Raw genomic sequence first — 12,090 nt, 5'->3', positions numbered from 1 at the left:
CCGATGCGTGCGAAATCCTTGGTCACCGCTGGTGCTCTGGTCGCGCTCACCGTGACGGGCCTGACGGGGGTGACGGGCGACGTCACGGCCGACGCCGAGCCCACGGCCGGCGCGGAGCCCGCGAGCGCGTCCACCGCCAAGGGCCCGATCGGCTGGGACGTCTACCGCCGGCTGGATCTGCTCCCCGTCCTGCCCACCGGGGTGCGGACGCTGCAGTTCTCCAGCTACGACCGGACCGGCGGCAACGCCGACGCCGTCGCCGGCTCGTGTCTGCGCACCACGGCCGATGGTTGCGTCATCGCCGAGGCGAGCGGCGCCGGAGAGGTGCAGAGCATCTGGTTCACCCGCGACCTCGCCGACCCGGGCAACGTCACCTCGCTGGGCCGGTTGGTCATCGAGCTGGACGGTCGGGTCGTCGTCGACGCACCGGCACAGGACGTGGTGGACGGTGAGCTGGGCGCGCCGTTCGTGTACCCGCTGGTGGCCAACCGCGACCAGAGCTCCGGCGGCGTCTCGGTACGGGTGCCGATGCCGTTCCGCGAGTCGATGCGGATCACCACGACCGAGAACGCGCAGTTCTACCACGTCACCTACCGGGCGTTCGCCGACGCGGAGGGGGTGCGCACCTTCGACCCCGCCGACCGGGCCGAGGACGTTATCGCGATGCTGCGACGCGCCGGCACCGCGGACCCGAAGCCACCGGCGGAGCACCCGCTGACCGCATCGCACAGCGCCACCCTGCCCGCCGGCGGCTCGATCGAGCTGGGCCGGCTGCGCGGGCCGGGCGTCATCGACGAGCTGGCGCTGCGGATACCCCAGATCGTCGGCCCGGACCGGTCGCCGACCGTCCGCGACGACGGCCGCGGCTTCCGCAAGCCCGGCCACAGCCAGTTCACCGTCGCGATCGACGCGCGCAACACCGGCGTCCGGCTCACCCGGCGGGTCAACACGTTCTGGGCGGCCACCCAGGTCGCCGACGTGAGCGTCGACGGCGTGCCGGCCGGCTCGTGGCCGCACCTGCCGTCCACCAACGCGCCGCGGTGGACCGACGCCACCCTCGAGCTGCCGGCCGCGCTCACCGCGGGCCGGTCGAGCGTCACCGTTCATACCGACGCGGTCGACTCGATCTTCGGCAGCTTCGAGGAGTTCCACTACTGGGTCGACTCCCGGGTGGGCGACGAGTGGGTGCGCACCGACGTCGTCGACATCGGCCCGGAGGCGGCGGAGTCCGAGGCCGCGCACGGCTACGCGATCGAGGGCCAGCTGTGGGCCGGCGCGCAGTGGAACCCGTACCCGCCCACCGGCGAGCCCGAGCCGATCGCCACCTCCGACGCACTCCTGCGTGACCTGCGGGTACGGGTCAGCGTCGACGGCGCGACCACCGTGGACGCGCCGCTGGGCGAGTTCTTCGGCACCGGCCTCGGCGAGTACCCCGTCCGGTCGCTGTTCTTCGCCGTCGACACCGCGCCGGACGGCTGGTACCGGTCGTGGTGGCCGATGCCGTTCGTGCGGTCCGCCCGCGTCGAGCTGGTCAACACCTCCGACCTCGACGTCGAGCTGGTCGACGGCGCCGTGCGCTGGCACCGGAACGCCCGGACGGCGATCGGGCTCGGCCCGCGCGGCGACCTGGGAACCTTCCGGGCGACCGCGCTGGCCGGCGCGACCGTCGAGCACCGCGACTGGCGCTTCCTCGACACCAGGGGGCAGGGGCGGTTCGTCGGCGTCTCGCACACGATGCTGGGCGAGCAGCTGCCCGGCTCGATCAACTCGCGCGGCTACCTCGAGGGCGATGAGCGCGTGCACGTCGACGGGGCCGCCAGCCCGCAGCTGCACGGCACCGGCACCGAGGACTTTTACGAAGGCGCGTGGTACTTCGCGACCGGGCCGTTCTCGAACCCGTTCACCGGCAACACCGCCGCCGAGGTGCAGGAGCTCGGCTGCGCCTGGCTGTGCGACTCGGCGTACCGCCTGATGATCGGCGACGCGGTCCCGTTCTCGGCCGCGCTGCGCTTCGGCATCGAGCACGGCGGCGCCAACGAGTGGCCGGGCAGCTACGGGTCGACGGCGTTCTGGTACGGCCGCGAACTGCCGGCGGCGACGGTCACCGACTCCGTCGACGTCGGCGACCCGGCCAGCGAGGCGGCGCACGGCTACACCGGCGCGGCGGGCGAGCCGGGCGCCGTCACGACCCTCACCGCGGTCTTCGAGGGCGACGACGACGACGTCGAGGTGACCGACCACGGCCGCGCCACCACCGACCCGGTGCACTTCACCGTCCACACCGACCGCCACCACGCCCTGGTCGAGCTGCGCCGCCGCTTCGACCGTGCTGTCTCGTACCAGAGCGCCGACGTGTACGTCGACGGCAGGTGGGCCGGGCGGTGGCTCGCGCCGAACGGCAACCCGCACCAACGCTGGGCGGAGGACACGTTCGCCCTGCCGCCGGCGCTGACCCGGGGTCGGAGCGAGCTGGAGGTGCGCCTCGAGCCCGCGCCCGGCGGTCCGGCCTGGCACGCCGCCCGGTACGACGTGCTCTCGACCGCTTGATCGGAGCTGTTACTTCCGCGGCGGTGAGTCGAGGAGGTGGGCGACGGCCTCGCCGGCACGGCCGGCGCCGTAGACGCGATCCGGACCCCTGCCAGGTCGCCACCGAGCTGGCCGGCGACGGCGTCGACGTGCGCATCGACGTGGTCGGCCTCGACGTCTCCGAGGAGGCCCGCGACAAGCTCCGGTGCATCGCCGAGAACGGTCACGGCACCTACGACGACGCCGAGAACACCTTAGCCGTCACGACGGGGTCGCCTGGCTGTAACGGTGCCGGAACGCCCGCGGGGAGACGCCGAAGACCTGGCGGAACCGCCGGCTGAGGTAGTTCGGGTCGGGCCAGCCGTAGCGGCGTCCGATCTCGGCGATCGGGTCGTCGCCGTTGATGAGGTCGGCGGCGACGTGTTCGGCGCGCAGCCGGGCGAGGTAGGCAATGGGCGCCATGCCGGTGGCCTGCGAGAACAGCCGGGACAGGTGTGACGGCGACAGGTGGGTGTGCTCGGCGAGCTCGCCCAGGGTCCACGGGTGCGCGACATCGTGCTCCAGCAGCCGCAGCGTGCTCGCGATGGTCGCCGGCAGGTGCGGTGCCGGCCGCAGGCCCGCGGCCGGCTCGTCGAGCTCAGGCGCCGCCGCGATCTCGCCGAGGGCCGCGGTCAGCAGGCCGGCGCGGCGGGCCGACGGCGAGATGCCGTCGGCGGGCTGCCGGGGCGGCATCGCGGTCAGCCACCCGATGACGTTCGTGAGCGCGGGGTCGGCCAGGACGCGCTCGGTGACGCGCCCGGGAGCGGGCGGGCTGATCAGGCTGCTGCACTCGGGGGTGTCGCGCAGCCAGCTCAGCGCTGACTGGAGCACCTCGGTACCGAGGTAGATGTTCCAGACGCGCAGCTGCTCGCAGTCGCGCCAGCTGTGCCACTCGCCGGGCCGAAGCACCGCACAGTAGCCCCGGTGCACCGCCCGTCTGACCGAGCGTGTCTCGTGGTCGGCCCGGCCGCTCTCGACCAGCACGATCTCGATGAACTCGTGGCTGTGCGGGCCGACCTCGCCGAGGCCGTCCATGAGCTCCGCGGCGATGGCCGGCCCTGCAACCGGAAGCGTTTCGCGTCGTCGATACCGTGTGATCACGCGGGCTCCTGATTGTTTCGTGCTACTTCAAGACGAGATCATGCTAGCTCTTACAGTCACGCAGGGACAGTATTGCGAAATACGTGCAAGTCGATCCGACAACCCTGCCGGACAAGGGAGTCACGGTGACCACGGACGAACGCTCGATGCGCTTGCGCTCCCGCCTGCGCCGGCTGCTGGCGATGGGCACCGCCGCGGCGGCTATGGTGCTCGCCCTGTCCGGGCCGGGATCCGCGGCCGCCCCGGTCGCCAGCGAGCCGAGCGCCGGCCCGGCCGAGACCGTCGCGAACGTCATGGCGCCGGGCGGCCCGCTGGTGGCCACCGACGCGCTGGGCCGCGAGCTGGCCGACCACACCGAGGCGCCGCCGCCGCGCGAGGACCGCACCGTCGGCGTGTTCTACGTGCTCTGGCACGGGTCGAACGACATGCGGGAGTACAAGAACGTCTTCGACAACAACGCCACCCTGGCCGAGGACCCGCTCGCGTGGCAGACGCCGGACAGCGGCGCCTTTCCTGGGCCGGGTCACTTCGCCTACTGGGGCGAACCGCTCTACGGCTACTTCCGCAGCGACGACGCGTGGGTGGTCCGCCGTGACCTGCAGCTGCTTGCCGCCGCGCAGGTGGACTACCTGGTGCTCGACGCGTCGAACTGGGAGGTCTACAAGCCGCAGGCGATCCTGCTCATGCGCACGATCGTCGAGCTGCAGTCGCAGGGCGTGCGGGCGCCGCAGGTCGTCTTCATGACGCACACCGAGTCGTCGCGGAACATGGACGAGATCTACCGGACGTTCTACGCCGACGACGCGCCGCACCGGTATCCGAGCACGTGGTTCCACTGGGACGGCAAGCCGCTGATCATGGGCGTCGACCCGTCTCGGGCCGTCCAGGAGTTCTTCACGTTCCGCTACGCCCAGTGGCCGAACGAGCCGCAGCAGCCCGCCGACGGCTGGGACTGGATCAGCTTCGACCGCCCGCAGCGGGGCAACCACGACGCCGAGGGCAACCTCGAACAGATGGCGGTCTCCCCGGCGCAGAACTCCGGCAGTTCGTCGATCTTCAGCTACACCGCGTGGTACGGCCTGGACGACCCGCCGTCACGCAGCCGCAGCTTCCACGACGGCGCGGAGGACGAGTCGCCGGGCGCGGAGAACCACGGGTTCAACTTCCAGGAGCAGTGGGACCACGCCATCGAGGCGGACCCCGAGACGATCCTCGTGCTCGAGTGGAACGAGTGGATCGCCGGCAACTGGGCGGCGCGGCCCAGCGATCCGCTCGTGTTCTACGACGTCGTGAACACCCGCTGGAGCCGTGACCTCGCGCCGATGACCGGCGGCTACGGCGACAACTACTACCTGCAGCTGGTCGACAACATCCGCCGCTACAAGGGCGTGGAGCCGCCCGCCGACACCGGCGGCGAACACACCATCGACCTGCGCGGCGGGTTCGCCCAGTGGCGGGACGTGTCACCGGAGTACGCGGACTACCAGGGCGACACCGCGCACCGCGACCACCCGGGTGTCGACGCGCGCACGTATGTGAACCGGACCGGCCGCAACGACATCGTCTCGGCGAAGGTGGCCAGGGACAGCGACAACGTCTACTTCTACGTGCGGACACACGACGAGCTGACCGACGCTTCCGACGAGGGCTGGATGACGCTCTACCTCGACGCCGACTCCGACGGGGCCACCGGCTGGTCCGGCTACGACCTGCGGGTCCGCTGGCACGGCGAGGAAGACGCGCGGCTCGAGCGGTTCACCGTCGCCGACGGCTGGCAGACGGTCCGGGAGTCGCTCTCGTTCACCACCGGGAAGGACGAGCTGATGGTGGCCGTGCCGCGGGCCGAGCTGGGCGGTTCCGGCGAGCCGCTGCGCCTGGGCTTCAAGTGGTGGGACAACCAGCAAAGCGACGACATCGTGGACGCGTACGTCTCCGGGGACGCCGCGCCGGACGGCCGGTTCAGCTACCTCTATGACACCGGCGACCACCCCGCCGCGGGGGAGCCGACGGGCCCGCCCGCGGTGGAACCGCTGCCGGAGCAGGCGTCGGGGTGGTACCGGATCGAGGACGACGACCCGACGACTGACTACGAGGCGCACGTGACCCCGGAGGCGAGCAGCTGGGTGACGGTCGCGGACCCGGAGAGCTCGGGCGGCACGCACAGCTACCTCTACAACCCCGGCGGCCGGCCCGACGCCTTCTTCCGCAGCTTCATCCGGACCGGCTTCGAAGGCAACGCCGTGCGCTGGGTGGCTCCGGCCGGCCCGCAGGGCACGGAGGCGGAGGTGTTCGTCGACGGGCTGTCGCAAGGCGTCGTCAACCTGTACAGCGAGCGGAGCGATCCGCGGCGGACCGTCTTCGAGGTGCGTGGCCTGCCCGATGGCCAGCACGAGATCATGGTGGTGTTCAAGGCGCAGAGCGGCACCTACTACCACGACTACTTCGAGTACGGCGTCGGGGCCGCCGGCCGCGGCGGCGACCTCGATACGTCGAACCTCGCCGACGCCGCGTACGCCACGGCCTCCTCGTTCGCCCCCGCACAGTGGTTCGCAACCAACGCCGGACAGGTCAACGACGGCAGCGTGGGAACGTACTGGCGCGGCACCCAGGAGGCCGGCGACCACGTCGAGCTGTCCTTCGGCCGGACCGTGCCGTTCGACCGCATCGACGTCGTGCCCAGGACCGCCGACGCCACGGTGACCTCGTTCGAGGTACGCCTGCACGACGCCCGCGGCTGGCGCACCGTGCACCGGGGCGGCGAGCTGGACGCGGCCACGACCATCGAGCTCGGCACAACCCGCGCCGACGCCGTTCAGCTGGTCGTCACTGGGACGACCGGCGCGGCGCCGGAGCTGGCCGAGATCAGGGTCCGGTCGGGCCGCGACCCCGCGGTGTCGCCGTCGGGCACCTCGTGGGAGTTCGCCGAGAGCACGGACGGATGGACCGGGGAGGGTCCGCTGGGCGGGCCCGAATGGGCGGCGGGCGGCACGATCGGGGGCGTCGTCGACGGAGCCGGCGCCGCGCTGCTGTCAGCCGCCGACCTCGAGATCGACGCAGGGGAGCTCCGGTCCGTCCTGGTCGAGCTCCAGAACCGGACGACGGCGCGCGAGGCGCACCTGCGCTACGTGGCGACCACGCCGGACGGGCGGACCGTGACCGGGCGGCGTCCGTTCCGCATCGCGGCCGACAGCGGCTACACCGCCTACGTCGTCGACCTGACGGACGCGCCGGGCTGGTCGGGGACGATTCGCCAGATCGGGATCGAGGTCTCGGCGGACGAGGGCCGGCTGGACCTCGGGCACGTGCGGCTCGCGCCGGACCACGCCGTCTACGCCGCACACTTCGCTGGCGACGACCTCGACGGGTGGACGGCGCCGGGAGCGACCAGCGGGCCCGACGGCTCGATCGGCGTTCCGCTCGACGGCGTCGACGACGAGCTCCGGTCCCCGCCGGACCTGCGAGCCGACATCACCAACGCCGACACCGTGACGCTGCGGCTGCGCAACGACTCGTCGGCTGCTCAGGGTGTCGTCCGGTTCACCACGACCGACGACCCGGAGGGCACGGAACACGCCGTCCCCTTCGACATCACCGCGCACGACGAGGCGTTCACGACCTACCAGGTCAGCATGGACACGGTGCCCGAGTGGCGGGGGCTGCTGGAGAGCCTCGCCGTCGAGCTCGTCGGCGCGGAGCCGGGCCAGGAGCTGCGCCTGGACACCGTCCGCGTCGAGCCGTTCGTGCTGACGTCGGTCAACACCAAGCGCACCTGGACCTTCGACGAGTCCGCCGAAGGCTGGGGCCAGGCCGGCAACATCGACGGGTTCGGGTGGCGCGACGGGGGAGTGGGCGGCACGATCGTCGGTCCCGACCCGCAGTTCTACTCCGCGCCCGGACTCTGGCTCGACCTCACCGAGCTGACGACGGTGTCGATCCGGATGGCCGTCGACACCAGCGCGATGCACGGCACCCTGTACTTCACCACGGAGGCCGAACCGAACTTCAGCGAGTCCAAGAGCATCCGCATCCCGCTGGTGCCCGGTGAGACCGGCTACGTGGACTACGAGCTGGACCTGAGCACGGTCGGTGGGTGGACCGGTGTGCTGCGCCAGCTCCGGCTCGACCCCGAGGAAGGCGACAGCACCGGTACCTTCCACGTCGACCACGTCGAGCTGCTGCCGGTCCAGGACGTTTCAGCAAAGGAGCCCAAGCCATGAGAACGCGCCGCGTCCAGCGACGGTTCGTCGTACCCGTCGCCGCCACGATCGTGCTGAGCCTCGCCGCCTGTGGAAGCGGGTCCGACGGCGGCTCCGGCGGCGACGACGCCTCGCAGGGCGTGCGGTTGACGATGGTCGGCTGGAACATCGCCGCCGCGGAGGAGACCGTCGCGGCGTTCGAGGAGGAGCACCCCGGCGTCACGGTGGAGTTCCGCCCGTACGCCTACAACGACTACCTCCAGGCCCTGCGCCCCGCGCTCACCGGCAGCGACGGCCCGGACGTCTTCCAGGTGCAGCCCGGCGGGATGCTGGCGAACTACGAGCCGTTGGCGGTCGACCTGGTACCGCACCTGGAGGAGAGCCTGGGCGCACAGTGGCGCGACAGCTTCTACGCCGCCGGCCTCGAGCAGCTGGCCTTCGACGACAAGCAGGCCGCCCTGCCCGGGATCATGAGCGCGGCGGGACTCGTCTACTACAACCAGTCGGTCCTCGACGAGGTCGGCGTCGAAGTGCCCACGACGTTCGAGGCGTGGGAGACGACCTGCGCCGCGGTCGTCGCCAGCGGCCGGCAGTGCCTGGCACACGGCGCCAAGGACGCGTGGGCCAACATCGACCTCTTCCTGTCCGTCATCAACTCCGACGAGCCGGGACTCGTGTACGACGCCATCGCCGGCGACACCGCGTGGGACGCTCCGGAGTTCGTGACGGCCGCGACCGAGTTCGCGTCCCTCTTCCAGAACGGGATCGTCGCCGACGGCGCCGCGTCGCGTGCCGAGTACCCGGACGCGTTCAACGAGTTCGTCGGCGGCGGTGCCGCGTTCATCGCGCTCGGGACCTGGAACACCGCGGGCACCATGACGACCGAAGGGCTGGCGCTGTCCGCCGAGGGCATCTCGGGCGAACCGTCCGGCCCGTTCTACTCCGCGCCGTTCCCGGCCCCGCAGAGCGGCAAGGAACCGACAGCACTGTTCGGGGGCCCCGACAACGGCTGGGCGATCTCGGCGCAGAGCGCGCATCCGGACGAGGCGTACGACCTGGTCGAGTTCCTGACCCACGGCGGCGGCCAGGACGTCCAGGCCGCGCTGGCCAACTTCCCGGCGAACACCGACGTCGCGATCAGCACCGGCGACGTCGTGGTCTCCGACCAGGTCGAGAACATCGAGGCACAGCAGGCGGGCCTCGCGGAGCTGGTCGGGCCGCGGCAGATCTCGTACCCGGACCTGGAGGCGGCGCTGGGTCAGGCGCTCTCGACCATCATCGCCGACCCGGGATCGATCGAGGACGCGCTGTCCGAGGTCGAGCAGGTGTCCGCAGGCATCGACCGTTGACCGTCCGCCGCTCTGACCGGCGAGCCCGCCTGGCCGGCCTGCTCTGGCTGCTCCCGGCGCTGATCCTGGTCGTGGGGATCGTCCATGTCGGCATCGTCTACAACGGCGTCATCAGTACGACCGACTGGAACGGGATCGCGCCCACGTGGCGCTCGATCGGCCTGGACAACTACACGGCGATCATCGAGGACGACGTGTTCCTCGCGGCCATGCGGAACACCGCCGTCTACGCCGTAGCGGTCACGGTTCTGCAGCTCGGTGCCGGTCTCGGCGTGGCTGTCCTGGTACGCACACAGGCGCGCGGCCGGAACCTGCTGCGCGTGCTGATCTTCGTGCCTGTGGTCCTCTCACCGGCGATCATCGGGACGACGGCCCGATACCTGCTCGACCAGGAAGGCGCGTTGAACGACGTGCTCAGGGCGGTCGGCATGGACGGGCTCGCCAGGCCCTGGCTGGCCGACTCGACGTTCGCGCTGGCCACGCTGGTCGCCATCACCGTCTGGCAGTACACCGGCTACAGCTTCGTCATCTACGACGCCGCGATCTCCCAGGTGGACCCGGCGACCCTGGAGGCGGCACAGATCGACGGCGCGTCCAACCGGCGAACGTTCACTGCGGTCGTGCTGCCGAACCTCCGCGGCGCGCACCTGGTCCTCATCGTGCTGACCGCGATCAGCTCCCTGAAGACGTTCGACCTGGTCGTGCTCACGACGGCCGGTGGGCCGGGAACGTCGACGGAACTGCTCACCCTGCACATCTACGAACAGACGATCCTGCGCTTCCACGCCGGCTACGGCGCCGCGCTGTCCCTCGTCCTCGTGGCGATCGCGCTCGTGTTCGCGGTCCTGCAGGTCCGACTCTCGCGACTCCGGGAGGTCTGAGCGATGTTCCGTCACCAGTCGAGGGCCGGCCGGGTCGTCAGCCAGCTCCTCGTCGTCGTCCTCCTGGTGGTCCTGACGCTGCCCCTGCTGCTCGTGGTCAAGGAGTCCCTGGAAGGCGAGGGGTGGCGCAACTACGTCGAGGTGGTCGCCGGCACGCCGTTCTTGCGGTTCTTCCTCAACAGCATCGTCATCGCCGCCACGACCGTGGTCGTCGTCACGACGGTGGCGATGGCCGCCGCCTACGGCATGGTCGTGCTCCGCGCGACGTTCGCGCGGACCAGCCAGATCGCGATCATCGCCGGCCTGGCGCTGCCCGGCATGGCGCTCACCGTGCCGCTGTTCGTGACCATCCAGCGGCTCGGCCTGTTCGACACGCCGATCGCGGTGATTCTCCCGCTCAGCGCGCTGACCGTCCCGTTCGGCGTGCTCGTCGCGCGCAACTACCTGATGGGGATCCCGGACGAGATCCACGAGGCCGCCCGGCTCGACGGTGCCGGCGCCGTGCAGATCTTCGCGCGCATCGTCGTCCCGCTGGCCAGGCCGATCATGGCCGTCATCATCATCTTCACCTTCCTGGCCGCGTGGAACGAGTACTTCCTGCCGCTGCTGTTCCTGCAGGACCACAGCGCTCAGGTGGTGACGCAGATCCCCACCTACTTCCAGAGCGAGCGGCACATCGACCTGCCGAAGGTCTTCGCCGCCAACCTGCTCATCAGCCTGCCGATCGTCGCGCTCTATCTCGTGTTCCAGCGCCAGGTGCGGGCCGGCTTCCTCGCGGGCGCCATCAAATGACGGAACCGACGCCCGAGCTGACCGAACGCCGACCCGGAACGACCAGAAGTGAGGAACCACGTGAGACCTGATGTGCTGGCCTACTACTTCCCGCATTGGCACGCCGACGAGCGCGATGCCGAGTGGATCTCTCCCGGCTTCACCGAATGGGAGCTGGTGAACCGGGCGGTTCCCCGGTTCCCGGGTCATCGCCAGCCTCGTGTTCCCGCGCTCGGCTGCCGGGACGAGAGCGACCCCGTCGTCATGGAGTCGGAGGTGCGCCTCGCCCATGACCACGGCATCGACGGCTTCATCTTCGACTACTACTGGTACGACGACGGGCCGTACCTCCAGCGCGCGCTCGACGAGGGGTTCCTCGGCCGGGAAACGGGCGGCTCCCCCTTTCGGTTCGCCCTCATGTGGGCCAACCACGACCTGCTGGACCTCTACCCGCTGCCCGCGCCCACCTCGCGCAGCCGGCCGCGCCTGCTCCGCCCCGGTGCCATCGCCCGGGACGCCTTCGAGGCGATGACCGACCACATCGTGGCGGCCTACTTCAGCCGGCCGGACTACCACACCGTCGCTGGGCGGCCCTTCTTCTCCGTCTACGAGCTCGGCACCTTCGTGGAGTCCATGGGCGGCCCGGACGCAGCCGCCGACGCACTGCGCTCCTTAGACCGCAAGGCCCGCCGCGCCGGCCTCCCGGGGGTGCACGTCGACGTGGTGGTGTGGGGGACCGGCGTCCTGCCCAACCACGTGACCCTCGACCGGCCACGGCAGCTCCTCCAGGCGCTGCCGGTGGCGTCCACCAGCTCCTACACCTGGCTCCACCATGTCGACCTCTCCGCGCACTCCTTCCCAGTGGGCGACTGGGACCGCGTCCGGGAGGAGGTGTTCGACCAGTACCGCGCCTACCCTCACGAGCTGTCGCTGCCGTTCATCCCCAACCTCTCCGTCGGCTGGGACAGCTCGCCCCGTACCTCGCCGGACGGACCGTGGGAGTACAACCCCGGCTACGGCTGGACCCCGGTGTTCGAGTGCTCGGCGGCGTCGGTCGCGAAGGCTGCCGCGGACGCCGCGCAGTTGCTCGCGGTGCAACCGGACGCGCCGCCGATCGTGACGGTGAACGCCTGGAACGAGTGGACCGAGGGGTCGTACCTGCTTCCCGACACCGACCGGGGGACCGCCCTGCTGGAGGCGCTGTCGGCCGCCTTCCCGCGTTGACGA

General features: G+C 71.1%; 7 protein-coding genes. 6 read left to right on the top strand and 1 reads right to left on the bottom strand.

Translation table 11 applies throughout. The features are described 5' to 3' along the window. Positions 1 to 3 precede the first annotated feature (3 nt). Positions 4 to 2,547, top strand: a complete 2,544-nt coding sequence (locus tag E1269_RS13000) for a glycoside hydrolase family 172 protein (RefSeq protein WP_131895094.1) — start codon at positions 4 to 6, stop codon at positions 2,545 to 2,547. A 240-nt stretch (positions 2,548 to 2,787) separates the two neighbouring features. On the opposite strand, the gene E1269_RS12995 is transcribed toward E1269_RS13000, so the two are convergent. After that, a complete protein-coding gene (locus E1269_RS12995; protein WP_131895092.1) occupies positions 2,788 to 3,666 on the bottom strand; it encodes a helix-turn-helix transcriptional regulator in 879 nt (292 codons plus the stop codon). 125 nt (positions 3,667 to 3,791) lie between these two features. Here E1269_RS12995 and E1269_RS12990 point away from each other — a divergent pair, with 125 nt between their 5' ends. The 5 genes from E1269_RS12990 to E1269_RS12970 are packed head-to-tail and all read left to right on the top strand — an operon-like array spanning position 3,792 to position 12,087. Then, entirely contained in the window at positions 3,792 to 7,883 is a 4,092-nt protein-coding gene (locus E1269_RS12990) for a discoidin domain-containing protein (protein ID WP_131895090.1), read from the top strand. After that, positions 7,880 to 9,211 (top strand): ABC transporter substrate-binding protein, encoded by a 1,332-nt coding sequence (locus E1269_RS12985; RefSeq protein ID WP_131895088.1) that lies wholly within the window; start codon positions 7,880 to 7,882, stop codon positions 9,209 to 9,211. Before E1269_RS12990 ends, E1269_RS12985 begins: the two co-directional genes overlap by 4 nt. After that, entirely contained in the window at positions 9,208 to 10,092 is an 885-nt protein-coding gene (locus tag E1269_RS12980) for a carbohydrate ABC transporter permease (protein WP_131895086.1), read from the top strand. Before E1269_RS12985 ends, E1269_RS12980 begins: the two co-directional genes overlap by 4 nt. A gap of 3 nt (positions 10,093 to 10,095) precedes the next feature. Beyond that, positions 10,096 to 10,884: a carbohydrate ABC transporter permease gene (locus tag E1269_RS12975; protein ID WP_131895084.1), complete on the top strand. Its 789-nt coding sequence runs from the start codon at positions 10,096 to 10,098 to the stop codon at positions 10,882 to 10,884. Positions 10,885 to 10,944: 60 nt separating this feature from the next. Further along, positions 10,945 to 12,087, top strand: a complete 1,143-nt coding sequence (locus E1269_RS12970) for a glycoside hydrolase family 99-like domain-containing protein (protein WP_162606389.1) — start codon at positions 10,945 to 10,947, stop codon at positions 12,085 to 12,087. Positions 12,088 to 12,090: the final 3 nt, after the last annotated feature.

It is taken from the genome of Jiangella asiatica (assembly GCF_004349065.1).
Classification (GTDB): Bacteria; Actinomycetota; Actinomycetes; order Jiangellales; family Jiangellaceae; genus Jiangella; species Jiangella asiatica.
This window is presented reverse-complemented; position numbering and strand designations above follow the sequence as displayed.

What these genes read in the sequence shown, in the direction of transcription:
- E1269_RS12985 (WP_131895088.1), top strand. Translation starts at nt 7,880, where the DNA reads ATGAGAACGCGCCGCGTCCAGCGACGGTTCGTCGTACCCGTCGCCGCC.
- E1269_RS13000 (WP_131895094.1), top strand. Translation starts at nt 4, where the DNA reads ATGCGTGCGAAATCCTTGGTCACCGCTGGTGCTCTGGTCGCGCTCACC.
- E1269_RS12975 (WP_131895084.1), top strand. Translation starts at nt 10,096, where the DNA reads ATGTTCCGTCACCAGTCGAGGGCCGGCCGGGTCGTCAGCCAGCTCCTC.